Here is a 25371-nt window from a genome sequence, read left to right as displayed (position 1 = left end):
GCTCAGCCGTCTTTCTCGGTCAGGTTGACGCGCAGATGCGCCTCGCGCAGCTGCTTCGGGCTCGCCGGCGACGGCGCACCCATCAGCAAGTCGACCGCCTGCTGGTTCATCGGGAACAGCGCGACCTCGCGCAGGTTGGTCGCACCGGCGAGCAGCATGATGATGCGGTCGACGCCCGCAGCCATGCCGCCATGCGGCGGCGCGCCATACTGGAAGGCCCGGTACATGCCGCCGAAGCGCTCGATGACCGTCTCCTCGCCATAGCCGGCGATCTCGAAGGCTTTCACCATCGCTTCGGGCTTATGGTTGCGGATGCCGCCGGAGGCGAGCTCGTAGCCATTGCAGGCGATGTCGTACTGGAACGCCTTGATCGAAATCGGATCGTCCTCGAGCAGCGACTTCAGACCGCCCTGCGGCATCGAGAACGGGTTGTGCGAGAAGTCGACCTTCTTCTCGTCCTCGTTGTACTCGAACATCGGGAAGTCGACGATCCAGGCGAAGGCGAAGGCGTTCTCGTCGATCAGCCCGAGCTCGGAGCCGACCTTGTTCCGGGCACTGCCGGCGAACTTGTAGAACTTGTCCGGATCGCCCGCGACGAAGAAGCAGGCGTCCCCGCCCTTCAGCCCCATCTGGGCGATGATCGCGGCGACGCGCTCGGGGCCGATATTGTTGGCGATCGGCCCCTGCCCCTCGCCGTCTTCCTTGACCATCAGATAGCCGAGGCCGGGCTGGCCTTCGCCCTGCGCCCAGGAGTTCATCCGGTCGCAGAAGGCACGGGAGCCGCCGCCCGGCGCGGGAATCGCCCAGATGCGGTTCTTCTCGCCCTCGAGGATACGGGCAAAAACCTTGAAGCCCGAGCAGCGGAATTGCTCGGAGACGTCCTGCATCTCGATCGGGTTGCGCAGATCTGGCTTGTCGGAGCCGTATTTGCGCAGCGCCTCGGCATAGGGGATGCGCGGCCAGTTGCGGGTGACCGACTTGCCTTCGCCGAACTCCTCGAAGACGCCGGCGATCACCGGCTCCATGGTGGCGAATACGTCTTCCTGCTCGACGAAGCTCATCTCGACGTCGAGCTGATAGAACTCGCCGGGCAGCCGGTCGGCGCGCGGATCCTCGTCGCGGAAGCAGGGCGCGATCTGGAAGTAGCGATCGAAGCCCGCCATCATCAGGAGCTGCTTGTACTGCTGCGGCGCCTGCGGCAGCGCATAGAACTTGCCCGGGTGCAGGCGGCTCGGCACCAGGAAGTCGCGGGCGCCTTCCGGCGACGACGCGGTCAGGATCGGTGTCTGGAACTCGGAGAAGCCCGAATCCTTCATGCGGCGGCGCATCGAATCGATGACCTTGCCGCGCAGCATGATGTTGTTGTGCAGCTTCTCGCGGCGCAGATCGAGGAAGCGGTATTTGAGGCGGGTGTCCTCGGGATATTCCAGGTCGCCGAAGACCGGCAGCGGCAGTTCGGCCGATGGACCCAGCACTTCGATTGCCGTGGCGAAGACCTCGACCGCGCCGGTGGCGAGGTTGGCGTTCTCGGTGCCGGCAAGACGTGGCTTGACCTTGCCGTCGATGCGGATGACCCATTCGGCGCGTGCCTTCTCGGCATCGGCGAAAGCGGGCGAATCCGGATCGATCACGACCTGGGTCAGGCCGTAATGGTCGCGAAGATCGATGAACAGAACGCCGCCATGGTCGCGGATGCGATGGCACCAGCCGGACAGGCGCACGGAGGCGCCGATGTCGCTCTCGCGGAGAGCGCCGCAGGTGTGGGAACGGTAGCGATGCAAGGTCACGGGTTCAGCTTTCCGGGCGTCCGTGCGGCCGATAGCGGGCACGCAAGCGATTTGGCGCCGTAACCACACGCGCGCGGCTCGCTTGTCAAGAACGCCCGCGACATGGCGCGCTTTCATCTGCTAAGAGCGCCTGCCATGAATCTGATCAACACCACCGACGAGCTCGCCTCCGCCTGCTCCCGCCTCGCCGCGCACCCCTTCGTCACCGTCGACACGGAGTTCCTGCGCGAGACGACCTATTATCCGAAGCTCTGCCTGGTTCAGATGGCTTCGCCGGACGAGGCCGTGATGGTCGACCCGCTGGCTGAGGGCCTCGATCTTGCGCCGCTCATGGGGCTGATGACAGACCAGAACGTGGTCAAGGTCTTCCATGCCGCCCGGCAGGACCTCGAAATCGTCTGGATGCTCGGCCGTGTGCTGCCGACGCCCCTGTTCGATACCCAGGTCGCGGCCATGGTCTGCGGCTATGGCGACTCGGTCGGCTATGAGCAGCTCGTCAACGACCTCGCCAAGGCGCGTGTCGACAAATCCTCGCGCTTCACCGACTGGTCGCGCCGCCCGCTCAGCGAGGCGCAGCTGACCTACGCCGAATCCGACGTCACCCATCTGCGCGACGTCTACCTGGCGCTGCAGGCCGATCTCGCCGCGAGCGGTCGCGAGAGCTGGGTCGCCGAAGAGATGGCGGTGCTCAACTCGCCGGGAACCTACGAGGTCAAGCCGGAGAACGCCTGGCAGCGACTCAAGGGGCGCCTGCGCAAGCCGAAGGAGCTGGCGGTGCTGATGGAGCTCGCCGCCTGGCGCGAGCGCGAGGCACAGCATCGCGACGTGCCGCGCCAGCGCGTGCTCAAGGACGACGCCCTCATGGATATCGTCCAGCGTGCACCACGCTCGACCGAGGCGTTGGCCGAATTACGCTCCGTGCCGAACGGCTTCGAGCGCTCACGCTCCGGCGGCGAGGTGCTGGCGGCGGTCGAACGCGCTTTGGCGCTCGATCCGCACAGCCTGCCCCGGCTCGAGCGCGAGCGCGGCCGACCGAGCAACGGTGCCGTGCTCGATTTGCTCAAGGTCCTGCTCAAGGCGACCGCCGACACCGAGCGCGTCGCGCCGAAGATCATCGCCTCCAGCGACGACCTCGAGGAGATCGCCAGCAACGACGAGGCCGACGTGCCGGCTCTGAAGGGCTGGCGCCGCGAGCTTTTCGGTGAGAAGGCGCTGGCGCTGAAGAACGGCTCGCTGGCGCTCAGGATCGTGCGCGGACGGGTCACGGTCGGCTAGGGCCGCCATCAGGTCTGCTGCTGTCGTATGAGCGCCGGCGGAGTTCGGGGGCGACGTGTTCATCCTGTTCCATCAACTGCCGCTGGCGGCGATGTTCCCTCGCGGTCCTGGCGCTCAGCGTCGCGGCCTGCTGGCTCCTGATCGGCCTCGCGCGCTTTGCCATTCCACGTCTCGGCTATCGCCTGGACGAGCCGCTGCCGATCCGCGATTCCATCATCAACACCTGCGGCGGGCTGTTCGCCCTGATCGTCGCCTTCTCCGCGGCCGGCATCTGGAACGACGCCGTTTCGGCGCGCACCGCGGTCCAGCGCGAGGCCGATGCAGTGGAGACGGCGCTGACGCTATCGGTGGTGCTGCCCGAGGAGACGCGGTCCGAGCTGGCCAACGGGTTGCAGGCCTATCTGCACGAGGTCGTCGCGATCGACTGGCCAGCGATGGCCAGAAGCACGCCTCTCAACGATGAGATCTTCGATAAATCGGAAAAGCACCTGCTCGGGGCGATCCAGCTGGTCTCCCGGCAGAATGCGGTGGCGGCCTACGCGCCGCTCCTCAACCAGCTTCTCGAAATCCGCCATGCGCGGCTCGCAAGGCTGGCGGCTTCCATAGCCGGCATCACCTGGGCGCAATGGTGCGCCATGTGGCTGATCTCGACGGCCACCATGCTCTCGATCATCATCTGCAACAGCCATGCTTTCCGCATGCAGATCGTGGCCGCGCATCTTTATGTGGTGGTGGTTTCCGCGGCCTATTTCGTCATCCTGGCGCATGATCGCCCGTTCATCGGCCGGATATCGATCCAGCCGACCGCGTTCCAGGGGCTGATGACGCGCTAGATCGGGTCTTGCCGCTCAGCGGATATCGAGCTCACGCCCCAGTAGTTTCGCGAGCTGCTTCAGCCGCCCCGTGACGCGCTCGCTCGCCAGCGACCTCAGATCATCCGGCAGGCGCAGGACGAGGCGGCTGTCGACGCAAGTCAGCGGTGCTCGCGACAGGATTCCGGGCATGCCGGCCGAGATCAGATAGGCGACCCGGAAAGCGGCGGCGAGGATATGGATGCGTTCGAGCAGGCGTGTCGTCAGCAGCCGCCGCAGACCCTCGACCGCCGGCGCCGAGGCCTTCAGGCCCGCATAGCGATAGAACGCCGTCAGCGCGAGGAAGGCGCGGCCGGCGTGGTCGACGCCGCTGAACGAGGCATGGGCGATGACGTTGAGCGTCTGCTCGCCGCGATAGTCGGGATGGGCGCGCCAGCCGATATCGGAGAGCAGGCAGGCAGCGAGCTGGAGCCGCTGCAGCGCCGGGTCGTCATTTGGATAGGCGCCGGCGACAAGCTGATTGGTCCAGGCGATCAGATCTTCGGCGTGGCGCGGATCGCGGGCGCGCAGCTGGTTATAATCCTCGGCGCCGCGCAGCAGCGCATCGGCAGAGCGTTCGCCCTTGTCGAGTTGCTCGTGCAGCAGGCCTTCGCGCACGCCATTGGCGGAGATCACGACATTGCGCGGCCGGCCGCGCTTGATGATCTGGTCGAGCACCAGCGCGCCATAGGCGAGCAGCGGGCGCCGGGCGGAGGAGACGGCCTCGATCGCTTCCAGCATCGAGGCGTCGGCGCGCTCGACGAGGCGGACGAAGTCGCTCGCCTCGCGGGCCGGCACAATATAGCCGTGCATGACGTTGAGCGGATAGCCCGACTGGCGCTGGTGCAGGGTCGCGAGCGCGCGCCAGGTGCCGCCGACGGCGTAGAAATCGCGCCCGCGCATCGCCGCCAACTGCGGGTGATGGTCGAGATCGTCGCGGACGATCTTCTCGGCCGCCTTCATCGAGTTCCCGGAGCGGTCGATCAGCGCGAGACCGCCGAGCGGCAGGCTGATCCCCGCTCCAACCTTGTCACCGTCCACCGAGATGAGCTCGAGCGAGCCGCCGCCGAGGTCGCCGACGACGCCATGCGGCTGATCGAAGCCGGAGATCACGCCGAGCGCCGAGAGATAGGCCTCGCGGTCGCCTGAGATCAGCTCGATCGGCTGGCCGACGGCCGCCTCGGCGCGCGTAATGAAGTCAGGACCGTTCTTGGCATAGCGGGCCGCCGCCGTGGCGATGACGCGCAGCTCGCCGACATGCATGGCCTCGCACAGGATGCGGAAGCGCACCAGCGCCGACAAAGCCTTGTCGATCGCATCCGCCGGCAGCATGCCGGTCGACGCGACCTGCCGAGCAAGGCCTGCCATCTCCTTCTCGTTGAAGACCTGCGCGGGAGCCCGCGACAGGTTTTCGTAGACGACGAGGCGGACCGAGTTCGAGCCGATGTCGATGATCGCGACGGTGTCGCCGACGCTCAGCCGGCTCGGCGCCTGCTCAGGCCTTCTTGCTGGCGCGGCGGGAGAGGCTGCGCGGGCTCGAACTCGAGAGAGATTTTCCACGACCAGACAGACTCGGATTCGTCATGAAATACTTGTGGGCGTTGAACGACTCTTCGGCCGATGGCGGGACAATGCGTCGCGAGCCGCCATCGGGCAAGATGGTCCAACTCTGTTCGTTGTCGAGAAAGTTCGCCAGCATGATTTGTTCGAGCATCTGCTGGTGGACCGTCGCGTTCAGAATCGGAGTCAGCGCCTCGACGCGGCGGTCGAGATTGCGCGGCATCAAATCGGCCGAGGAGATGTAGAGCTTGGCCTTGGCCGAAGGCATGCCGTGACCGGCGCCGAAGGCATAGACGCGGGTATGCTCCAGGAAACGCCCGACGATCGACTTGACGCGGATATTGTCGGAGAGGCCCGGCACGCCCGGCCGGAGGCAGCAGATGCCGCGCACGACAAAGTCGATCTGCACGCCGGCCTGGCTGGCGTCGTAGAGCGCGTCGATGATCTCGGGATCGACCAGCGAGTTGCACTTGCCCCAGATCGCGCCCTTACGGCCCGCCTTCACATGCGCGACCTCCTCGGCGATGTCGTCGAGCAGGCGCTTCTTCAGATTGACCGGCGAGACGGCCATGCGCTCGAGCTCGGCCGGCTCGGCATAGCCGGTGATGAAGTTGAAGATGCGTGCGACGTCCTGCGCCATCACCGGGTCGGCGGTGAAGAAGGAGACGTCGGTGTAGATGCGCGCCGTGATCGGGTGGTAGTTGCCGGTCGCGATATGACAATAGGTCACGAATTGACCGGCCTCGCGGCGCACCACCATCGAGAGCTTGGCGTGGGTCTTGAGCTCGATGAAGCCGTAGACGACCTGAACACCGGCGCGCTCCAGATCCTTGGCCCAGCGGATGTTGGCTTCCTCGTCGAAGCGCGCCTTGAGCTCGACCAGCGCGGTCACCGACTTGCCGGCCTCGGCAGCCTCAGCCAGCGCCTGGACGATCGGCGAGTTCGACGAGGTGCGATACAGCGTCTGCTTGATCGCGACGACATTGGGATCGCGCGCCGCTTGCTGCAGGAACTGCACGACGACGTCGAAGCTCTCATAGGGGTGGTGGACGATCAGGTCCTTCTGGCGGATCGCGGCGAAGCAGTCGCCGCCATGCTCGCGGATGCGCTCGGGAAAGCGGGCATTGTAGGGCTTGAACTTCAGATCCGGACGGTCGACGCCGACGAGCTGCGAGAGTTCGTTCAGGCCGATCATGCCATCGACCACGACGATCTCGTCGGGATCGACCTTGAGCTCGCGGATGATCATGCTGCGCAGATGCGCCGGCATGTCGGAATGGAGCTCAAGCCGGATGACGACGCCGCGACGGCGCTGCTTCAGCATGGTCTCGAAGACGCGGACCAGGTCCTCCGCCTCCTCCTCGATGTCGAGATCGGAGTCGCGGATGATCCGGAAGGAGCCGGTGCCCTTGACCTCGTAGCCGGGGAAGAGCTTGCCGATGAAGAGCGCGACCAGATCTTCCAGCATGATGAAGCGCTGGACGCCCTCACGGGCGAGATCGGGCAGTTCGATGAAGCGGTCGATCTTCACCGGGACGCGGATCAGCGCGTCAAGCGCCCGCCCGTCACTGACCCGTTCAAGCGCCAGGGCGATGGTGAAGCCGAGATTCGGGATGAAGGGGAACGGGTGGGCCGGGTCGATCGCCAGCGGCGTCAGCACCGGGAAGACATAGTGAAGGAAGCGGTCTTCCAGCCAGATGCGATCCTGCGCGCCGATATCGACCTGCCGCAACAGCACGATCCGGTTCGCCTCCAGGTCGTGCTTGAGCTCGCTCCAGCGGGTCTGCTGGTCGCGGGTCAGCAACGAGACCCCCTCGCCCAGCGCCGTGAGCTGCTCGGCCGGGCTCAAGCCGTCCTGGCTCGGCGTCACCACGCCGGCCTTGAGCTGCTCGCGCAGGCCGGAGACGCGCACCATGAAGAACTCGTCGAGATTGTTCGCCGAGATCGAGAGGAAGCGCAGCTGCTCGAGCAGCGGGTGGTTGCGGTTGGAGGCCTCCTCCATCACCCGCCGATTGAACTGCAGCCAGGACAGCTCCCGGTTCATGAAGCGCTTCGGCGACTGCCGAAGCTGTTCGTCAATCTGCAGGACCGCCGCTGTCGGAGCCGGGGCCGCAGCCGCAGTTGCCTGGACCGGCGCTTCCGCCACATCTTGGGTCATTCGCTTCGCTCTCGCTGTCGATGCCGCTCGTGCCACTGCCGGTCCTGTAGCTGTGTTCTGTGTCGTTTTGCTTGCAGCCGTTGCGACCGCCCTCGTCTTGAAGCCATCGTAGCGTGACGGTTCGATGACAAGCGAGGCCGAAACGTCATGAACGGCTTCGACCGACCGCCGCCTGCCATTTCCTGTGCTGCGACGCTGACGGCGCTTGCGCCAGTCCCGCCCCTGCTGTTTGGTCGGCATGTGAATCTCGCATGCCTCCAGACGCACTTTTAGAGAACGAACTTGTCAGAGAAACTCCAGCACGCCGACGATCACGGCGACATCGTCTACCCTTCGGCCATTCCCTTTGTGCTGGCCCATCTCGCCTGCTTCGGCGCGCTCTGGAGCGGCGTCAGCGCGACCTCACTCTGGCTCGCCTTCGGCCTTTACTGGCTGCGCATGTTCGCGGTGACCGGCGGCTATCACCGCTACTTCTCGCACCGGACCTACAAGACCAGCCGGATCGGCCAGTTCGTGCTCGCTTTCCTCGCCCAGTCGACGGCGCAGAAGAGCGTAATCTGGTGGGCCTCGAAGCACCGGCACCATCACCGCTTCGCCGACACCGAGCATGACGTACATTCGCCGGTGCTGACCTCCTTCTTCTACTCGCATGTCGGCTGGATCTTCAGCAACGGCCACGATCGCTGCGACACCTCGACCGTCACCGACCTGACCCGCTTCCCGGAGCTGCGCTTCCTGCACCGCTTCGAGCTGCTTCCGGCGGTGCTGCTCGCCATCGCCTGCTTCGCCATCGACGGCTGGACCGGCCTGTTCGTCGGCTTCTTCTGGTCGACGGTCGCGGTCCATCACGGCACCTTCTGCATCAACTCGCTGGCGCATGTGCATGGCGACAAGGACTACGTCACCGGCGATGAGAGCCGGAACAATTGGTGGCTGGCGATCATCACCATGGGCGAAGGCTGGCACAACAACCACCACGCCTATCAGTACAGCGTCCGCCAGGGCTTTCGCTGGTGGCAGTGGGATCCGACCTATTACCTCATCCTCGGCCTGTCGAAGCTGCGCCTGGTCTGGGACCTGAAGGCGCCGCCACAGGCCGTCGTCGAGCGCTCGCAGGCGCTGCCGCCGCGCGTGATCGAGCGCTCGGCCGAGCGGCTCGCGGCCTCCGTCCCGGTGGAGCGCATCGTTCAGTCCGTGCGCGACGCCTATGCCAACGTGCCCGGCCTGCCCGAGCTGCACCTTCCGACGCTGACGCTCCCCGAGTTCCGCGAGGCACTTACCGCGCTACAGGTGCGGGCCAGCGAGCAATTGCATGCGATGCAGGCGCAGGCGCAGGACGCGATCGCGCAATGGCACATGCCGACCCTGCCGAGCCGCGAAGAGCTGGCCGAGAAGGCTGCCGCCATGTTCGTCAAGACCCAGTCGCTCGACGCGATCGCGGCGCGGGCGCACGACCTCCTGATCGAGACGATCCATGCCCGCCTGACCGGCGCCGCGAATACGGCGAAGGCCTGAGCGGTCACTCGTCCGGGAAAAGCGAGGCGACCACCTCGGTGGCCATGGCGCGGGTGACGCGCCGGCCGCGCTCGAGCGAGAGCCGGTCGAGCGCATCGACGAGGTCGCGCGCTGCGGCGAAGGAGCGCTCCATCCGCAGTGCCAGCGTCTCGATCGTGCTGGTGTCGACGATGAGCTGACGGTCGACGAAGAGCTTGACCAGCAGCGCGCGCAGCAGCGCGTCATCAGGCGCGGCGATCTCGGCTTGCGGTGCCAGCCGCAGGCGCGAGAGCAGGTCCGGCACCTTCAGCCCCCATTGAGCCGGTTCGGTCCGCGCCGTCAGCAGCACGGAGGCGCCGCGCGCCTTGGTGGCATTGAGCAGATGAAACAATGCCGGCTCGTCGAGCGGGACGCGGTCGCAATCCTCGATCACCAGCGCGCCGCCGGAGGTCAGATGCGGGACCTTGGCTTCGTCGAGCTCGGCCGCCGACACCGTCCAGGCATGGGCGCGCGCCGCCCAGATCGCGGCGAGATGGGTCTTGCCCGCCCCTTCCGGCCCGATCAGGCGCAGCCAGGACGCCGGCCAGTTCGGCCAGCTCTCGATCAGGCCATAGGCCTGCTCGTTCGAGGGCCCGATGAGGAAATCCTCGACGCCATGCCGGCTGTCGACCGGCAGGTCGAAGGCGAGCTGGCGCGGCTTCACCGGCGGCTCAAAGCTCGACATGGGGCTCGGGCGGCCGACCGGCATCGCCGCGGTAATAGGGGCTGGCGAGGTACTGCCGCAGCACGAAGCGCGCCAGCACGCCGATGACCGCCGCCAGCGGCACGGCGAGCAGCAGGCCGACGAAGCCGAAGAGCGAGCCGAAGGCGAGCAGCGCGAACATCAGCCAGACCGGGTGCACGCCGATCGAGTCGCCGACGAGCTTGGGCTGCAGGATGTTGCCCTCGATGAACTGGCCGACGGCGAAGACGGCGAGCGTCAACAGCGGCATCGTCCAGTCCGGCCAGAACTGCACGGTCGCGACGCCGACCGAGAGCACGAGCCCCGTCAGCGAGCCGACATAGGGAATGAAGGAGAGAAAGCCGCTGATGATGCCGATCAGCGCGCCGAAATTGACGCCGACCAGCGACAGCCCGATCGCATAGAATGTCCCGAGCAGCAGGCAAACCAGGGCCTGGCCGCGCAGGAAGCCGGCGATGGCCGTGTCCATCTCGTGCAACAGGCCGCGGACCGTGTCGCGATGATCGAGCGGCAGCCAGCTGTCGACCGTCGCAACCATGCGGTCCCAGTCGGCGAGCAGGTAGAAGGCGATGACCGGGGTCAGCACCAAGAGCGAGAACACGCCGATGATCGCGGTGCCGCCCGACCAGAGCGACCCCAGCAGCTTGCCCACCCAGTTCGTCGCTTCGCCGACGAGATTGCCGAGCGAGCTCTGGGCGTCCTGCGCGAGCTTGGCGCCGCCAAACCGTTCGAGAAGTGGCGCGCCGCGCTCCATGATCAGAGCCTGCAGCTTGGCGGCGTCGCTTGGCAGCCGCGCGACCAGGCCCGCGAGCTGCTGGCTGAGCAGCGGTGCCAGCAGGACCAGCCCGACGACGAAGACGAGCAGGAAGAGGCAGAGGATTGCGATCGTCGCGGTGAGCCGGCTGAGCCCCCAGCGCTCGAGCCGGTCGGCCAGCGGATCGAGCAGATAGGCCAGCGCCAGCGCCGCGATGAAGGGCAGGAGCACATCCCTGAACAGCATCAACCCGAGCACGAGGATGGCGAGGGCGAGCGCCCAGAAGAGCAGTTGACGCTGAAGACTCATGCACTCGCCTCTACGGGGCCGCCTCGCGGCGCCCTGATTATGGTGATCCGTCCCGGATCATCCAAGGTGCTGGATCAACCTGCCATGTGCCGCAGCCAGAGGGTGAGGTAGGCGCCCATGGAGGCCAGCGTCAAGGCTGCGACGACGATCTGCGCCGCCGGCATCACCGCGCCGGCGTCGATGCCGAAGGATTTCGAGCCGAGCACAAGCGCCGCGAAAACGAGCTGGGCGGCGGTGTTGAGCTTGCTGACGACAATCGGCGCGATCGTCACCGGCCTCGCCATCAGCCAGGACAAGATCACCGCCGTGACGATCATCAGGTCACGCGAGACGACGACGATCACCAGCCAGACCGGGATGATGCCGACGATGGCGAGCGTGATGTAGATCGAGACGATCAGCGCCTTGTCGGCGAGCGGGTCGAGATAGGCACCGAGCTCGCTTCTCATGTCGAAGCGCTTGGCGATGAAGCCGTCGATCGCGTCGGAGACGCCGGCAGCGACGAAGAGAAAGAAGGCCTCGTCCCAGCGGCCGTTGATGATCATGACGATCACCAGCGGCACCAGGATCAGGCGGCCGATCGTGATCAGGTTCGGAAGCGTCATCGCGGGAAACCTGCCGGCTGAATCGCAGCTCAGGGTAGAACATGGGCGGGAGAAGTGCGAAACGCTTTCGCGGAAGGGCTTGCCCCCCGCCTTGCGCTTGCCTATTCGCTCGCGGCAGCTGAGGCCGGATCCGATCAGGTCGTATCGACCTGATCGGTGAATCCGTCTCTCACTTTTGGTTTAAAGACCGTTTTACCGATCAGCTTGCGTAGCAAGCCGATCGGAACGGGCTTTAGGAGCGAACACCGATGACGAAACCGGGCGCCAACGGGCTGACCTATGCGCAGGCGGGCGTCGACATCGATGCCGGCAACGCCATGGTCGACGCGATCAAGCCGCTGGTGCGCTCGACGCGCCGTCCTGGCGCCGATGCTGAGATCGGTGGCTTCGGCGGGTTGTTCGACCTGAAGGCGGCCGGCTTCACCGATCCGATCCTGGTCGCCGCCAATGACGGCGTCGGCACCAAGGTCAAGATCGCGATCGAGAGCGGCCGGCATTCGACGATCGGCATCGACCTCGTCGCCATGTGCGTCAACGATCTCGTGGTGCAGGGCGCCGAGCCGCTGCTCTTCCTCGACTACTACGCCACCGGCAAGCTCGACCCGAAGGCCGGCGTCGAGATCGTCCGCGGCATCGCCGAGGGCTGCCGCCAGGCCGGCTGCGCCCTGATCGGCGGCGAGACCGCCGAGATGCCGGGCATGTATGCCGGCAGCGACTACGATCTCGCCGGCTTCGCCGTCGGCGCCGCCGAGCGCGGCACGCTCCTGCCGCGCGCCGATCTCGTCCCCGGCGACGTCGTGCTTGGCCTGCCCTCCTCTGGCGTGCACTCGAACGGCTATTCGCTGGTCCGCCGCATCGTCGCCCTCTCGGGCCTCGCCTGGGAGGCGCCCGCTCCCTTCGCGCCGGAGCGGACGCTGGCCGAGGCGCTGCTGGAGCCGACCCGGATCTATGTGAAGAGCCTCCTGCAGGCGCTGAAGGCGGCACCCGGCATCAAGGCGCTGGCGCACATCACCGGTGGCGGCTTCCCCGACAACATTCCGCGCGTGCTGCCCGACGATCTCGGTGTCGCGATCGATCTGCCGGCAATCCCCGTGCCGCCTGTGTTCGGCTGGCTCGCCAAGGTCGGCGGCGTTGCCGAGCGTGAGATGCTCCGCACCTTCAACTGCGGCATCGGGATGATCGTCGTGGCGGAGGCTGCCCAGGCCGATGCCGTCATGGCGGCGTTGACCGAGGCTGGCGAAAAGCCGGTGCGGCTCGGCGAGGTCACGGCGCACGGCGCGGACGAGGCCGTCGTCTATCGCGGCAAGCTCGCCCTGTGAGCACGGCAGCGAGGCGGACGCGAACCGCGATCCTGATCTCCGGGCGCGGCTCGAATATGGTCGCGCTGATCGAGGCGGCCAAAGCCACCGATTTCCCGGCTGAGATCGTGCTCGTCGCCGCCAATCTGCCGGATGCCGGCGGGCTGGAGCGAGCGGCCGCCTCCGGCATCGCCACGGCCAGCGTCGACCACCGCCCCTTCGGCAAAGACCGCGAAGCCTTCGAGCGCGCGCTCGATGAAGTTCTGCGGGCGGGCCAGGTCGAGCTCATCGCGCTCGCCGGCTTCATGCGCGTGCTGACGCCCTGGTTCTTGACGCGCTGGCAGGGCCGCCTGATCAACATCCACCCGTCGCTGCTGCCGGATTTCCGCGGCACGCATACGCATGCACGGGCGCTCGAAGCCGGCGTCGCCGAGCATGGCTGCACCGTGCATTTCGTCGTGCCCGAGCTCGATGCCGGCCCGACCATCCTGCAGGCGAAGGTGCCGGTCCTCCCCGGCGACGACGAGGCGAGCCTGTCGGCGCGGGTGCTGGAGCAGGAACACAGGATCTACCCGCAGGCGCTGGCGCTCGTGGCGTCCGGGGCGATCGGGCTGGAAGATTCTGCGACAGCCAGCTGACCAAGCCGCCTACTGCACTGCCACGGGCTCGCTCTGCAGGCTTGATTGCTCCATCGCCCGCCTCGCCGCGGCCTCCTGCTCCTCCTTCTGCCAGCGCCGGAACAGGTCGGCGCGACGGGCCGGATAGCGCTCCTCGCGGGCGGTGAGCTCAGCGATGCGATCGGTGCGGAAATGGCGGAAGGCCTGCCTGAGCTCGCACCAGGCGATGACGACGCGGACCCGGTCGAAGAAGGTCATGCCGATCGGCCAGATCATTCGCTGCGATTGCGCGCCGGCCTCGTCGCGATAGGTGATATCGAGCTTGCGGCCGTTGCGGATCGCGGCGCGGATCGCGGCGGCGTCGACCTGGTCGACGATCGCGGAATCCTTGCAATAGGCCGGCGCAAACAGCGCGCCGTCGAGCAAGATCGGCCGCAGATGCGGGGGCAGCACCGCCGCGACCTTGGCGACGACGTCCTCGGCGGCACGCGCCAGCGTCGGGTCGGCGCGCTCGGAGAGCCAGCGCATGCCGATCAGCACAGCCTCGATCTCGTCGGGCGAGAACATCAATGGCGGCAGGTCGAAGCCGGCGTCGAGGACATAGCCAATGCCGGCTTCGCCGCGCACGGGCACGCCCTGACGCAGCAGGGCGGCAATATCGCGATAGACTGTGCGGACCGAGACGTCGAGCTCGGAGGCGAGCGTCTCGGCAGTGACGGGACGACGCCTGCGGCGCAGCCCTGGATCAGGTCGAGCAAGCGTTCAGCGCGCTGCATGGCGTGGTTCCGCTTTATGAGGGATGGCGTAAGGTGATCTTGCTCTACTCGCCCTGACATCAAATGTCAGGAGTGTGGCAGCAGTGCATGCTGCATACCGAATTGCATCGGGCCGGGAGGAAGAATGCTGGAGCTTCACGTGTTCGGGCCCGCCTTCGGCCAGCCCGACCCAAGCCCGTTCTGCATGAAGGGCATCATCCTGATGGAGATGTCGGGCCTGCCTTACCGGCGGATCCGCGGCAATCTGCAGAAGGCGCCAAAGGGCAAGTTCCCGGTGCTACGCGACGGCGACAAGATCGTTCCCGACACGACCTTCATCCGGCTGTACCTTGAACAGGCGCACGGGATCGACTTCGACAAGGGCCTCTCCGCCGAGCAGCGCGGTACCGCCTGGGCCGTCGAGAAGATGCTCGAGGACCACATGTACTGGATGGTGGTGCAGGAGCGCTGGGCCAACCCCGCCAATTTCGATCGCGGGCCGCGGCGCTTCTTCGATGCCATTCCCGCGCCGCTGCGGCCGCTGGTCGTCGCGATGATCAAGCGCCAGGTCCGCCGCAGCCTGCATGGCCACGGCATGGGCCGGCACAGCGACGCCGAGCGGCTCGAACTCGCAAAACGGGCGCTGGAGGCGCTCGCCGGCATTCTCGGCGGAAACCCTTATCTCACCGGGCCTGATCCGAGCGGCGCCGACGCGACACTCGGCGCCTTCATGATCGCCGGGCTGTGCGAGGTCTTCGACTCGCCCCTGCGTGGCGCGCTGCAGGAGCACACCAATCTGGTCGCCTATGCCGGCCGGATGCGCGAGCGCTACTTCAGCGCCGACGCAGCAAGGGCGGCATGAGCCGCGCTGCGCTCAGGGCCGCTTCAGCTTGCAGCGGTCGATGAAGTCATAGCCCTTCTCGCGGGCCGAATCATTGAAATAGCCGGTGTCGCGGAAGGCCTGGAGCTCATCCTTGGTCATCGCATTGACCGTGCCCTTGGCGTAGCAGCTGCACGGCGTGTGCACGGCCTCGCGCGTCGTGCTCATCAATTGCGACTGGGTGACCAGGCAGGCGTCGAAGGCGCGCAGCTGGATCATGTAGGGCGTCAGGTTCTTCGCCGTCGGGTCCGGCGGCGGCAGGGAACTCGTGCTGCCGGCCGCCATTGCCGCACCGGCAGACATCAACAAGGACAATCCCGCGGCCCAGACGACCGCCCCAACCCGCCGCTTCATCATCACTTGCGTTGTCCGTTTCCGCGGCTGAGCCCGGGGAGACTCCCGAATCTCCCCTCGACAGGCTGTGCCGTCGCGCGGCGCGGATCGTCCACAGCGGCATCGAAAAAGCAATGACGCAAAGGTCACACCGCCTTGCGAATCCAGACCTTGTTGTCGTGGAAGGCGGCACCGCCATAGGGCGCCGGTGAATCTGCCCCGGTGATGGTGTTGATGCCACGGCCGCCGCGATGGGCGCCGTTCGGCCAGATCGACTCGGCGATGACGACGCCGCGTACCAGCCCGTCGAACAGCACCGCGTCGAGTTCGACCGTGCCGCGCTGGTTGCCGACGGTGACATGATCGCCCGCCGCGATACCGAGCGCGCCCGCATCGTCAGGGTGCAGCATCAGCGTCGGCGCACCTTCCTTCTTCCTGGCAGTCGGCGTCTCGGTGAAGCTCGAGTTGAGAAAACTGCGCGCCGGGCTGGTCGCGAGCCGGAATGGATGCTCGTCATCGGCCGCTTCGATCACGCCCCAATGATCAGGCAGCGAGGGCAGAGCCTCGTGCGGGCCGACGAGGCCGGCATTGCTGTTCGGGACCTTGGTCCAGTCCGGCTTGAAACGGAACTTGCCGTCGCGCCAACCGAAGCCGTTGAGATAATGTGCCGTCTCGAAATCCGGTTGCACGTCGATGAAATCATTGGCGACCAGCTCGTCGAGCGTGCCGCGTCCGGTCTCCTGCAAGGTCCAGTCGACGATCTCACGCGGCGTCATCGTGAAACCGCGATGCTCGGCGCCGAGACGCTGTGACAGGGCGCAGATCACCTCATGGTTCGAGCGGCATTCGCCCGGCGGGTCGACGAGCTTGCCGCCCCACATGATGTGCTGGTGGCCGCCGCCCTGGTAGAGGTCGTCATGCTCCATGAACTGCGTCGCCGGCAGCACGATGTCTGCCATCAGCGCGGTCTCAGTCATGAACTGCTCGTGGACGACGGTGAAAAGGTCCTCGCGGGCAAAGCCGCGCTTCACCAGCTCCTGCTCGGGCGCGACGGTGACCGGATTGGTGTTCTGGATGAACAGCGCCTTGACCGGCCCACCCTGGCGCAGCGCGTCGGCATCGCCGGTGAGCACGCGCCCGATCTGCGACTGGTCGAGCTGGCGCACGCTGCGGTCGATCTTGTCGAGCCCCTCGATCAGGCCCTTGCGCCATTTGTAGATGCCGCTGTTCGAGTGGAAGGCACCGCCGCCCTCGTACTGCCAGGCGCCGGTCACCGTCGGGATGCAGGAGGCGGCATGGATGTTGACCGCGCCGTTGCGCTGACGGGCAAAGCCATAGCCGAGTCGGAAGAAGCTCTTTTTGCGCGTCCCGACGAGCGTAGCGAATTCTTCGATATCGGCGACGCTGAGGCCCGTGATCGCCGCCGCCCATTCTGGCGTGCGGGTCGCAAGATGCGCTTCGAGCTCGTCCGGCGCATCGGCGAAGCGAGCGAGGTAATCGCGATCGGCATGGCCGTCGCGGAACAGCACATGCATGACGGCACAGGCGAGCGCGCCATCGGTGCCGGGCTTGAGCACCAGGGCAAGGTCGGCCTGGTCGAGCGTGGCGTTGCGATAGATGTCGATCGCGACGATCTTGGCGCCGCGCTCCTTCCGCGCCTTGATGGCGTGGTGCATGACGTTGACCTGGGTATGCACCGCATTGGTGCCCCAGATCACGACGCAGTCCGATTTCGCCATCTCGCGTGGGTCCGGCCCGGCGAGCCTGCCGGTGCCGGCGATGAAGCCGGTCCAGGCGGTGGTGGTGCAGATCGTCGAGTACTGGCCGGAATAGCGCTTGGCATGGCGCAGGCGATTGATGCCGTCGCGCATCACAAGGCCCATGGTGCCGGCATAATAATAGGGCCAGACCGCCTCGGCGCCGTGCTCGGCCTCGATCGCCAGGAAACGCTCTGCGATCTCGCCCAGCGCCTCGTCCCAGGAGATGCGCTCGAAGGCGCCCGAGCCCTTCGGTCCGACACGCCGCAAAGGGTGCAGCAACCGGTCCGGATGGTGGATGCGCTCGGCGTAGCGGGCGACCTTTGCGCAGATCACGCCATCGGTGTAGCTCTGGCGCTTGTTGCCGCGGACCCGCCCAATCGTCTTGCCGTCGATGACCTCGACCTCGAGGGAGCAGGCCGAGGGGCAGTCATGCGGGCAGACTGAGGGCAGACGCGCGATGCGAGGAAGCTCTGTCATGCCTCCTTCCTAGAACAGGTCCAGTGTCGGCGGAAGCGGGGCGGTTGCATTGCCAGGCTGCAGCGGGGCAAGGTGCCCGCATCCGGCGGCTGGGGATTCGGCCGGGCCATCAGCCATACGAGCAGCGATGTCGCAGGCAGCCGCTCGTCAACTCCGGATTAAGACTAATGATTCAGTTTGCACATATCCGAGTAGTCCAAGGCGCTCGCGCGCCGGAGTTTTGACGATGCGTTGCGTTGCGTTCCTTGCCGGCCTTGCGGCCGCTTGTCTTTCCCTGGCGCTGGGCGCCCCGGCGAAGGCCCAATCCTCGCAGTACAGCCAGTACACCTCGCCCCAGCCAGTGCAGAACTGGCACCTGACGCTCGGCGCCGGCCTGCGCTACCAGCCCGACTATATCGGCTCGAACGACTATGTCTTCCGGCCACGGCCGATCATCTCGCTGGGCCGCGGCACCAAGAGCACCTGGTGGACCTCCGAGGACGATGCGATCAGCATCGGCTTCTTCTCGGGCCAGGCCTGGCGCGTCGGCTTCTCCGGCAACCTGCTCTGGGAGCGCAAGGCCGACACCAATGTAGCCCTGCGCGCCATGGGTGTGCCGGATACCAAGTTCGGGGCCGAGGCCGGCGCTTTCGTCGAATTCTATCCGACCTCATGGATGCGCGCTCGTGTCGACCTGCGCCGTGGCATCGTTGCCCATGACGCCATGGTCGCCGAGGCCAAGGTCGACGTCTTCCAGCGCATCGGCGCCTGGTCGCTCGGCGTCGGCCCGCGCATGACGATCGTCGGCGCCGACTATATCCGCACCTATTTCGGCGGCGTCACCGCCGGCAATGGCGGCCTCCTGCAGCGTTACAATGCCGGCGTGCATTCGGTCGGCGCGATCGCGCAGGCGACCTATCACTGGTCCGACAAGCTGCAGACCACCGCCTATGTCGAGTACAAGCGCCTGATGGGCGACGCGGCCAAGGCGCCGATCGTCAAGGCTTTCGGCGACCGCGACTCCGTCACCTTCGGCATCTCGGCGAGCTACGCCTTCGACCTCGGGTTCTGAGGCGTCTGATCCGCAAACGAAAAAGGGCGGGTCCGATGGACCCGCCCTTCTCATTTCCAGGAAATGAGAAGCCGGCTCAGCCGACGATCTCGTTGCCCGCGAAGAACTGCGCGATCTCGATCGCGGCCGTCTCCGGCGCATCCGAGCCATGCACGGTGTTCTCGCCAACCGATTGGGCGAAGAGCTTGCGGACGGTGCCGTCGGCGGCATTGGCCGGGTTGGTCGCGCCCATCACCTCACGATACTTGCCGATCGCGTCCTCGCCCTCGAGGACCTGCACGACGACCGGGCCGGAGGTCATGAACTCGACGAGCTCGCCGAAGAAGGGCCGCTCCTTGTGGACGGCGTAGAAGGTCTGCGCCTGCTCCGTGGTCATCTGGATGCGCTTCTGCGCGACGATACGCAGGCCGGCCTTCTCGATGACAGCGTTGACCGCGCCGGTGAGATTGCGCTTGGTCGCGTCGGGCTTGAGAATGGAGAAGGTACGCTGGACAGCCATCGTTATTATCCTTGCGGGAAAATCGGGGAATGCGGCGCGCTTATAGCGGCGCCCTCCCCGTGCCACAAGGCTGCGACGGCCGGGATCGCATTTCCCGTCTGAGCCCTCATCCTGAGGAGCCATTCTCGTGGGAATGGCGTCTCGAAGGATGCTCCAGGAGGCTCTTGAACTAGCTGGGGCATCCTTCGAAACGCGGACCTGCAGTCCGCTCCTCAGGATGAGGGCTCAAATCCAAATGCGACCGTCCGGGCCGGCACGAATCTCAATGCCGGGTCAGGAAGCGGCGGGCCTCGCGCAGTGCCTCGGCGACCTCGTCGCGGCTCATCTCCAGCGCCAGCTCGGTACGATGGGCGGCGGCGCGGGCGCAGCCCTTGGCGAAGGCGACGTTGAACCAGGTCTGCGCCGCGACCAGATCGACCGGGCCGGAGCGGCCGGACGCATGCATCAGGCCGAGCTCGTAATAGGCGTCGGCGGAGGCTTCCATCGGGATCGCCAGCGAGGCCGGGATCGCGCTCATTTCCATGCGTGCCATGACAAACACCCCTGTTTTCCTTCGATGCCGACCCGTTTGGAGGCCGCGGCTTGTGAGGAGAGGTTCGTGCCGGGCGGTAAAAGACTCCGCTAAAATTTGCGATGAATCGAAGCTCAACGAGTCGCAAACGAGCCGTTAAAGCAAGGTTCGATTCAGACTCATTCTTCGAATTGATCAAAGATTCCAATGCGTCTGGAAATCTTGATCGGCAAGACCGTCAACTTCGGATTCACCTTGCCGCTGGGTCATGGCGATCGCCGGAGCTTTTCGAGAAGGCATCTTGAAGCCGGCGCCGGCTCGGATATAGTTTATATCTGAACCATATGGCGACGGAGATCGCCGACAAGGAGGAGGAACGCCATGGCCATTCGCCTGACTATGACTGCCGCCGGCCTGCTGCTCGCTTTCGCCATCCCCGCTTCGGCTCAGGATGTAACCGGCACCTGGCTGCGCGATTCGGGCGCGTCCAAGGTGCGCTTCACCAAATGCGGCGAGGCGATGTGCGGCACGATCTCCTGGCTCAAGGACACCAGCGGCCCGGCCAAGCTCGGCCAGCGCATCTTCTACGATATGAAGCCGGCAGCCGGCGGCAAATGGAACGGCAGCGCCTTCAACCCTGAAGACGGCAAGACCTATTCCGGCACGATGACGCTCGCGGGCGATACGCTGACAACCGCCGGCTGCGTCTTCGGCGGGATGATCTGCCGCTCGGTGAAGTGGTCGCGCAGCAACTGAGCTAGGTCGTTTCCGGCCGCCTCCCCTCCTGGTCGGGCCTGTCCCGACCACCCACGTCTTTCTTGAGCGAGAGCAGATTCAAGACGTGGATGCTCGCCACAAGGGCGAGCATGACGGTAGTGGGGTGCGGGCCGCGTCAGCGCGCCTTTTGGCCGAACAGGATCGCCTTCTCTTCCGGCGTCCTGATGCCGCCGCGCAGTTCCTCGGCGACGGCAAGCCCGCGCTGCACGGCAGGTCGCGCCTGCATGGTCTCGAGCCAGCGCCCGACATTTGGGAACTGCTCGATGTCCTGGCCCTGCTTCTCCCAGCCGCGGGCCCAGCCAATGCAGGCCATGTCGGCGATCGAATAGTCGTCGCAGATGTAGTCGCGGCCTTCGAGGCGCCTGTTCAGCACGCCGTAGAGGCGGTTCGCCTCGTTGGTGTAGCGATCGATCGCATAGGGCACCTTCTCCGGCGCATAGATCCGGAAGTGATGGGTCTGGCCGAGCATTGGGCCGAAGCCGCCCATCTGCCAGAACAGCCACTCGTCGACAGCGACGCGGCCGCGCTCATCGGTTGGGTAGAACTTTCCAGTCTTGCGGCCGAGATATTGCAGGATCGCGCCCGATTCGAAGACCGAGATCGGCTTGCCGTCCGGCCCGTCCGGATCGACGATCGCCGGCATGCGGTTGTTCGGCGAGATCGCCAGGAACTCCGGCTTGAACTGGTCACCCTTGCCGATGTTCACCGGGATGATGTTGTAAGGTAGCCCGGTTTCCTCGAGCATGATGGTGATCTTCCAGCCGTTCGGTGTCGGCCAGTAGTGGAGATCGATTGGCTTGCCCTGCACTGCTGACATGTCCCAGTTCTCGCTCGTTGTTACGGGTCGCAGGGACATCTAGGTCTCGGCCCCCGCTGGCGTAAGCGCCGGGCCGTGCACCGGGAGCGGGCGCGGCATGCGGGCAGCGCCGTCACAGCACCAGCTTGAAGCCCTCATGCGTTTGGTTGAAACCGAGGCGGCGGTAGAAACGGTGGGCCGCCTCGCGTGCCTTGTCCGAGGTGAGCTCGACGTGGCCGGCTCCCTTCTGGCGGGCGACCGCGACGGCGTGGGCGACCATGGCCTCGCCGATGCGCCGGCCGCGCAGGTCCGGATGGATATGGACGCTCTCGAGCTTGGCGCGCTTGCGGCCGCGATAGGCCAGGCCCGGGATCAGCGTGAGCTGCAAGGTGCCGACGACTTCCCCTTCGAGCTCGGCGATAAAGAGCGTGTTGTAGGGGCTGGCGTCGATTTCGTCGAAGGCAGCGAGATAGGCCGGGTGGCGCGCTTCTTCCGCAATCTCGTCGGCCGTGCGCGTCTGCTTGGCGGCCCCCAGCAGGATCAGGCTGGCGATCCTCGCAACATCGTCCCGCCGGGCCTCGCGCATGGTCACGGCGGCAAGAGCTGCTGCCTCTGTCATCGTCATCTCCATAGGGAAATCGCCGGGCGCGTCCTCAGATCGTCACCAGGCGCTTGGCCATGATCAGCGTGTTGGGCGTGTCCTCACGCCCATCGAAGCGGGCTTGGCGCTGCAGGAAGAAGCCCATGCGCTCGTAGAAGGCAATCGCCAGCTCATTCTGGCTCTCGACCTCCAGCCGCGCCACCGGTGCGTCGGGGAAGCAGGCGAGCGCGACCTGCAGGAGCGTGCGTCCGATACCCGCACCTTGCCGCGCCGGCGAGACATAGAGCCGCGTCAGCAGCGCGGCGCGGTCCGGCTCCCGCCGGGCCGAGGCGGTGCCGACGATCTCCTCGCCCAGCAGCGCGATCAGGAAGACGCCGCTGTCGCGACCGAGCTGGGCTGCGAGCGCGTCGAGCGAGTGCCAGGCATTGGTGATATCGGCGACGCGCCGCCAGCCATAAATGCCGTCATAGGTGTCGTGCCAGGTCTCGACCAAGAGCGAGCGGACCGCCGGCAGATCGGCGGTCTCAGCGTCGCGGATGATGAGACCGGGTTGCGTCACTCGATGCCGAGCTTCTTCTTCAGGATCTCGTTCAGCGCCTGCGGGTTGGCCTTCCCGCCCGAGGCCTTCATTGCCTGGCCGACGAACCAGCCCAGCATGGTCGGCTTGGCCTTGACCTGCTCGACCTTGTCGGGATTGGCGGCGATGATCTCGTCGACAGCCTTCTCGATCGCGCCGGTGTCGGTGACCTGCTTCATACCGCGGGTCTCGACGATCTCACGCGGATCGCCGCCTTCGGTCCAGACGATCTCGAACAGGTCCTTGGCGATCTTGCCGGAGATGACGCCCTCGCCGATCAGATCGACGAGGCCACCGAGCTGTGCTGCCGAGACCGGCGAGGCCGAGACGTCCTTGCCTTCCTTGTTGAGGCGGCCGAACAGCTCGTTGATCACCCAGTTGGCAGCGGCCTTGCCGTCGCGGCCCTTGGCCACCGCCTCAAAATAGTCGGCCTGCTCGCGCTCGGCGACGAGGACCGAAGCGTCGTAGGGCGAAAGCCCGTACTGCGCGATGAAGCGCTCCTTCTTGGCATCAGGCAGTTCGGGCAGATGCACCTTCAGCTCGGCGACAAAGGTATCGTCGAACTCAAGCGGCAGCAGATCGGGATCCGGGAAGTAGCGATAGTCGTGCGCCTCCTCCTTGGAGCGCAGCGAACGGGTCTCGCCCTTGCCGGGATCGTAGAGTCGCGTTTCCTGGTCGATCGTGCCGCCATCCTCGAGGATGCCGATCTGGCGGCGGGCCTCGACCTCGATCGCTTGGCCGATGAAGCGGATCGAGTTGACGTTCTTGATCTCGCAGCGCGTGCCGAGCGGCGCTCCGACCTTGCGGACGGAGACGTTGACGTCGGCGCGCAGGTTTCCCTTCTCCATGTCGCCGTCGCAAGAGCCGATATAACGCAGGATGGTGCGCAGCTTCGAGACATAGGCCTTGGCCTCGTCGGCCGAGCGCAGATCGGGCTTGGAGACGATCTCCATCAGCGCGACGCCCGAGCGGTTGAGGTCGACGAAGCTCATGGTCGGGTGCTGGTCGTGCATCGACTTGCCCGCGTCCTGCTCGAGATGCAGGCGCTCGATGCCGACGCTGATCTGTTCGGTTGGCGAGAGATCGACCGCGATCACGCCCTCACCCACGATCGGATGTTTGAACTGGCTGATCTGGTAGCCCTGCGGCAGGTCGGGGTAGAAATAGTTCTTGCGGTCGAAGACCGAGCGCTTGTTGATCGCGGCGTTGAGACCGAGCCCGGTGCGGACTGCCTGGCGCACGCACTCCTCGTTAATCACCGGCAGCATGCCTGGCATTGCCGCATCGACCAGGCTGACATGGGCATTCGGCTCGCCACCGAAGGCGGTCGAGGAACCGGAAAACAGCTTGGCGTTCGAGGTCACCTGTGCGTGGATCTCGAGGCCGATCACGATCTCCCAGTCGCCGGTCGCGCCCTTGATCAGCTTCTTCGGGTCGGCGGGGCGGACATGCGCGTTCATGAGATGACTTCCACGAGGTGTTGCTACTGACGCTGGCGCGCGCGTCCCTCAGGTAGAGCTTCAGCCCGCCGCCAGCAAGCATCTGTCGCACCGGTTGCGCATGCCGCGGAGCGACAATGGCCGGCTGCAGATGAAAAAAGTGCCGAAATTGTCGAGTGAAGAAACTTGACAATCGTCAGTCGGATAGCGTTGTTGCGCAACTGGCCGGAAACCGTGAAGGTTGCGCCGCGCCCGCATTTTCGGAGTTTCACATGATCCGCCGCTCCAGCCGGGCCATCGCCGCCCTGGCGGTCCTGCTTCCGGTCCTGTCCGCCGAGGCGCTCGCTCAAGGCGCACCGCCGGCTCCGCCGGTCACCGTCGCCACGCCGCTCGCCAAGCGCGTCACCAACTGGGACGAGTTCACCGGCCGCTTCGAGGCCAGCGAACAGGTCGAGGTCCGGGCTCGCGTCTCCGGTTTCCTCGATTCGGTCCATTTCCGTGACGGCGATCTGGTCAAGACCGGCGACCTGCTGTTCACCATCGACCAGCGGCCCTACAAGCTCGCCGTCGACGCCTCCAGGGCCGAAGTCGCGCGCGCCAAGGCCCAGGTCGATCTCTCGCAGAACGAGGTCGAGCGCGCCGAAGCGCTGACGCAGAACCGTACGATCACCGCCCGCGACATCGACCAGCGCCGCGCCAACCTCAACGGCGCGATCGCCAGCCAGCAGGCGGCCGAAGCCAATCTGAAGACGGCCGAGCTCAATCTGGAATGGACGCAGGTGCGCGCGCCGCTTGCCGGCCGCGTCTCGAACAAGCGGGTCGACCAGGGCAACCTGATCGCCGGCGGCCAGTCGGGTGCGACGCTGCTGACCACGATCGTGGCGGTCGATCCGATCAAGTTCGTCTTCGATACCTCCGAGGCCGACTATCTTCGCTATGCGAAGTCGCAAGATTTGCGGAAGCCCGGCACGCCGGTACGCGTGCGGCTTTCGAGCGAAACCAAATGGGACCGTGAAGGCAAGATCGACTTCGTCGACAACGCGCTGAACGCCCGTTCGGCGACGATCCGCACCCGCGCCGTCTTCCCGAATTCCGACGGGCAGCTGACGCCGGGAACCTTCGGGCGCCTGCGGCTCTTCGCCGGCGAAGGCGACGCCTTGCTGGTGCCGGATGCCGTCATCGTCTCCGACCAGGCCAACAAGATCGTGCTGACGGTCGGCGCTGATAACAAAGTGGTGCCGAAGCCTGTCCAGCTCGGCGCGATCAGCGACGGGCTGCGCGTCATCACCAAGGGTCTCACCGCGAGCGACAAGGTGATCGTCAACGGCATCGCCAATCCGATGGTGCGGCCGGGAGTCGCGGTGACGCCGCAGCCGACCGAGATCAAGGCCGCCGCCGCCAACTGACGGCCTCGACAGGCCGCGCCAAGCGTGGACGGTATTTTCCGTCCGCCCTGCCCTCTTTG

Annotated in this window: 23 protein-coding genes and 1 pseudogene; 9 read left to right on the top strand and 15 right to left on the bottom strand. The window is 66.1% G+C overall.

Annotated elements, in window-relative coordinates:
- Positions 1-2 precede the first annotated feature (2 nt).
- Positions 3-1781 carry an aspartate--tRNA ligase gene (gene aspS / locus QO058_RS28465; RefSeq protein ID WP_284173053.1) on the bottom strand — a complete coding sequence of 593 codons (1779 nt, stop codon included), beginning with the start codon at positions 1779-1781 and terminating at the stop codon, positions 3-5.
- A gap of 141 nt (positions 1782-1922) precedes the next feature.
- On the opposite strand from aspS, the gene rnd reads away from it, so the two are divergent.
- The gene (rnd, locus tag QO058_RS28460; RefSeq protein WP_284169600.1) at positions 1923-3062 is read left to right on the top strand and encodes a ribonuclease D; all 1140 of its coding nucleotides are present in this window, start codon (positions 1923-1925) and stop codon (positions 3060-3062) included.
- A gap of 14 nt (positions 3063-3076) precedes the next feature.
- Positions 3077-3895 carry a bestrophin-like domain gene (locus QO058_RS31610; protein ID WP_465248691.1) on the top strand — a complete coding sequence of 273 codons (819 nt, stop codon included), beginning with the start codon at positions 3077-3079 and terminating at the stop codon, positions 3893-3895.
- A gap of 15 nt (positions 3896-3910) precedes the next feature.
- On the opposite strand, the gene ppx is transcribed toward QO058_RS31610, so the two are convergent.
- Together ppx and QO058_RS28445 are read right to left on the bottom strand one after the other, a co-directional pair.
- Positions 3911-5473, bottom strand: a complete 1563-nt coding sequence (ppx, locus tag QO058_RS28450) for an exopolyphosphatase (protein ID WP_284169599.1) — start codon at positions 5471-5473, stop codon at positions 3911-3913.
- Complete coding sequence (locus QO058_RS28445; protein ID WP_284169597.1) at positions 5409-7631, bottom strand: RNA degradosome polyphosphate kinase; 2223 nt, start codon at positions 7629-7631, stop codon at positions 5409-5411. The genes ppx and QO058_RS28445 overlap by 65 nt, the downstream gene beginning before the upstream one ends.
- Before the next feature lie 282 nt (positions 7632-7913).
- Between QO058_RS28445 and QO058_RS28440 the strand changes: the two genes are divergently transcribed.
- Entirely contained in the window at positions 7914-9146 is a 1233-nt protein-coding gene (locus QO058_RS28440) for an acyl-CoA desaturase (RefSeq protein WP_284169595.1), read from the top strand.
- A gap of 4 nt (positions 9147-9150) precedes the next feature.
- On the opposite strand, the gene QO058_RS28435 is transcribed toward QO058_RS28440, so the two are convergent.
- From QO058_RS28435 to QO058_RS28425, 3 genes are all read right to left on the bottom strand, one after another.
- The gene (locus QO058_RS28435) at positions 9151-9849 is read right to left on the bottom strand and encodes a P-loop NTPase family protein (protein ID WP_284169593.1); all 699 of its coding nucleotides are present in this window, start codon (positions 9847-9849) and stop codon (positions 9151-9153) included.
- The gene (locus tag QO058_RS28430; RefSeq protein ID WP_284169591.1) at positions 9836-10930 is read right to left on the bottom strand and encodes an AI-2E family transporter; all 1095 of its coding nucleotides are present in this window, start codon (positions 10928-10930) and stop codon (positions 9836-9838) included. Before QO058_RS28430 ends, QO058_RS28435 begins: the two co-directional genes overlap by 14 nt.
- A 74-nt stretch (positions 10931-11004) precedes the next feature.
- Entirely contained in the window at positions 11005-11535 is a 531-nt protein-coding gene (locus QO058_RS28425; RefSeq protein WP_284169589.1) for a CDP-alcohol phosphatidyltransferase family protein, read from the bottom strand.
- Between the two features lie 248 nt (positions 11536-11783).
- On the opposite strand from QO058_RS28425, the gene purM reads away from it, so the two are divergent.
- Positions 11784-12854, top strand: a complete 1071-nt coding sequence (gene purM / locus QO058_RS28420) for a phosphoribosylformylglycinamidine cyclo-ligase (RefSeq protein ID WP_284169588.1) — start codon at positions 11784-11786, stop codon at positions 12852-12854.
- Positions 12851-13471, top strand: a complete 621-nt coding sequence (gene purN, locus QO058_RS28415) for a phosphoribosylglycinamide formyltransferase (RefSeq protein WP_284169586.1) — start codon at positions 12851-12853, stop codon at positions 13469-13471. Before purM ends, purN begins: the two co-directional genes overlap by 4 nt.
- A 9-nt stretch (positions 13472-13480) precedes the next feature.
- Here purN and QO058_RS28410 read toward each other — a convergent pair.
- A pseudogene (locus QO058_RS28410) lies at positions 13481-14226 on the bottom strand (helix-turn-helix transcriptional regulator).
- A 124-nt stretch (positions 14227-14350) separates the two neighbouring features.
- Between QO058_RS28410 and QO058_RS28405 the strand changes: the two are divergent.
- Positions 14351-15067 carry a glutathione S-transferase family protein gene (locus QO058_RS28405; protein WP_284169584.1) on the top strand — a complete coding sequence of 239 codons (717 nt, stop codon included), beginning with the start codon at positions 14351-14353 and terminating at the stop codon, positions 15065-15067.
- A 12-nt stretch (positions 15068-15079) separates the two neighbouring features.
- Here QO058_RS28405 and QO058_RS28400 read toward each other — a convergent pair whose 3' ends face one another.
- Together QO058_RS28400 and QO058_RS28395 are read right to left on the bottom strand one after the other, a co-directional pair.
- Positions 15080-15388, bottom strand: coding sequence for a hypothetical protein (locus QO058_RS28400; protein ID WP_284169582.1), 309 nt, complete (start codon positions 15386-15388; stop codon positions 15080-15082).
- A gap of 176 nt (positions 15389-15564) precedes the next feature.
- Positions 15565-17655: a molybdopterin-containing oxidoreductase family protein gene (locus tag QO058_RS28395; RefSeq protein WP_284169581.1), complete on the bottom strand. Its 2091-nt coding sequence runs from the start codon at positions 17653-17655 to the stop codon at positions 15565-15567.
- A 226-nt stretch (positions 17656-17881) separates the two neighbouring features.
- Here QO058_RS28395 and QO058_RS28390 point away from each other — a divergent pair, with 226 nt between their 5' ends.
- Complete coding sequence (locus QO058_RS28390; protein ID WP_284169579.1) at positions 17882-18706, top strand: MipA/OmpV family protein; 825 nt, start codon at positions 17882-17884, stop codon at positions 18704-18706.
- A 76-nt stretch (positions 18707-18782) separates the two neighbouring features.
- On the opposite strand, the gene ndk is transcribed toward QO058_RS28390, so the two are convergent.
- Entirely contained in the window at positions 18783-19205 is a 423-nt protein-coding gene (gene ndk, locus QO058_RS28385; RefSeq protein ID WP_284169577.1) for a nucleoside-diphosphate kinase, read from the bottom strand.
- Positions 19206-19467: 262 nt separating this feature from the next.
- On the bottom strand, positions 19468-19737 hold the full coding sequence (locus tag QO058_RS28380) for a sel1 repeat family protein (protein WP_244543676.1): 270 nt from the start codon (positions 19735-19737) through the stop codon (positions 19468-19470).
- A 360-nt stretch (positions 19738-20097) separates the two neighbouring features.
- On the opposite strand from QO058_RS28380, the gene QO058_RS28375 reads away from it, so the two are divergent.
- A complete protein-coding gene (locus QO058_RS28375) occupies positions 20098-20472 on the top strand; it encodes a DUF2147 domain-containing protein (RefSeq protein ID WP_284169573.1) in 375 nt (124 codons plus the stop codon).
- Between the two features lie 136 nt (positions 20473-20608).
- Here QO058_RS28375 and QO058_RS28370 read toward each other — a convergent pair whose 3' ends face one another.
- From QO058_RS28370 to gatB, 4 genes are all read right to left on the bottom strand, one after another.
- The gene (locus tag QO058_RS28370; RefSeq protein WP_284173051.1) at positions 20609-21310 is read right to left on the bottom strand and encodes a glutathione S-transferase N-terminal domain-containing protein; all 702 of its coding nucleotides are present in this window, start codon (positions 21308-21310) and stop codon (positions 20609-20611) included.
- 112 nt (positions 21311-21422) lie between these two features.
- Positions 21423-21908, bottom strand: a complete 486-nt coding sequence (locus QO058_RS28365) for a GNAT family N-acetyltransferase (RefSeq protein WP_284169571.1) — start codon at positions 21906-21908, stop codon at positions 21423-21425.
- Positions 21909-21942: 34 nt separating this feature from the next.
- On the bottom strand, positions 21943-22449 hold the full coding sequence (locus tag QO058_RS28360; protein WP_284169569.1) for a GNAT family N-acetyltransferase: 507 nt from the start codon (positions 22447-22449) through the stop codon (positions 21943-21945).
- Entirely contained in the window at positions 22446-23927 is a 1482-nt protein-coding gene (gatB, locus tag QO058_RS28355; protein WP_284169567.1) for an Asp-tRNA(Asn)/Glu-tRNA(Gln) amidotransferase subunit GatB, read from the bottom strand. Before gatB ends, QO058_RS28360 begins: the two co-directional genes overlap by 4 nt.
- A 251-nt stretch (positions 23928-24178) precedes the next feature.
- Here gatB and QO058_RS28350 point away from each other — a divergent pair, with 251 nt between their 5' ends.
- Positions 24179-25312, top strand: coding sequence for an efflux RND transporter periplasmic adaptor subunit (locus QO058_RS28350; protein WP_284169565.1), 1134 nt, complete (start codon positions 24179-24181; stop codon positions 25310-25312).
- Positions 25313-25371: the final 59 nt, after the last annotated feature.

The sequence above is a fragment of the Bosea vestrisii genome (genome assembly GCF_030144325.1).
Taxonomy (GTDB): domain Bacteria; phylum Pseudomonadota; class Alphaproteobacteria; order Rhizobiales; family Beijerinckiaceae; genus Allobosea; species Allobosea vestrisii_A.
This window is presented reverse-complemented; position numbering and strand designations above follow the sequence as displayed.

Bases quoted from the DNA above. Each gene is read 5' to 3' on its own strand.
- rnd (WP_284169600.1), top strand. From the start codon at position 1,923: ATGAATCTGATCAACACCACCGACGAGCTCGCCTCCGCCTGCTCCCGC.
- QO058_RS28445 (WP_284169597.1), bottom strand. From the start codon at position 7,631: ATGACCCAAGATGTGGCGGAAGCGCCGGTCCAGGCAACTGCGGCTGCG.
- QO058_RS28435 (WP_284169593.1), bottom strand. From the start codon at position 9,849: ATGTCGAGCTTTGAGCCGCCGGTGAAGCCGCGCCAGCTCGCCTTCGAC.
- QO058_RS28430 (WP_284169591.1), bottom strand. From the start codon at position 10,930: ATGAGTCTTCAGCGTCAACTGCTCTTCTGGGCGCTCGCCCTCGCCATC.
- QO058_RS28425 (WP_284169589.1), bottom strand. From the start codon at position 11,535: ATGACGCTTCCGAACCTGATCACGATCGGCCGCCTGATCCTGGTGCCG.
- purM (WP_284169588.1), top strand. From the start codon at position 11,784: ATGACGAAACCGGGCGCCAACGGGCTGACCTATGCGCAGGCGGGCGTC.
- QO058_RS28405 (WP_284169584.1), top strand. From the start codon at position 14,351: ATGCTGGAGCTTCACGTGTTCGGGCCCGCCTTCGGCCAGCCCGACCCA.
- QO058_RS28400 (WP_284169582.1), bottom strand. From the start codon at position 15,388: ATGTCTGCCGGTGCGGCAATGGCGGCCGGCAGCACGAGTTCCCTGCCG.
- QO058_RS28395 (WP_284169581.1), bottom strand. From the start codon at position 17,655: ATGACAGAGCTTCCTCGCATCGCGCGTCTGCCCTCAGTCTGCCCGCAT.
- QO058_RS28390 (WP_284169579.1), top strand. From the start codon at position 17,882: ATGCGTTGCGTTGCGTTCCTTGCCGGCCTTGCGGCCGCTTGTCTTTCC.
- ndk (WP_284169577.1), bottom strand. From the start codon at position 19,205: ATGGCTGTCCAGCGTACCTTCTCCATTCTCAAGCCCGACGCGACCAAG.
- QO058_RS28380 (WP_244543676.1), bottom strand. From the start codon at position 19,737: ATGGCACGCATGGAAATGAGCGCGATCCCGGCCTCGCTGGCGATCCCG.
- QO058_RS28375 (WP_284169573.1), top strand. From the start codon at position 20,098: ATGGCCATTCGCCTGACTATGACTGCCGCCGGCCTGCTGCTCGCTTTC.
- QO058_RS28370 (WP_284173051.1), bottom strand. From the start codon at position 21,310: ATGTCAGCAGTGCAGGGCAAGCCAATCGATCTCCACTACTGGCCGACA.
- QO058_RS28365 (WP_284169571.1), bottom strand. From the start codon at position 21,908: ATGACAGAGGCAGCAGCTCTTGCCGCCGTGACCATGCGCGAGGCCCGG.
- gatB (WP_284169567.1), bottom strand. From the start codon at position 23,927: ATGAACGCGCATGTCCGCCCCGCCGACCCGAAGAAGCTGATCAAGGGC.
- QO058_RS28350 (WP_284169565.1), top strand. From the start codon at position 24,179: ATGATCCGCCGCTCCAGCCGGGCCATCGCCGCCCTGGCGGTCCTGCTT.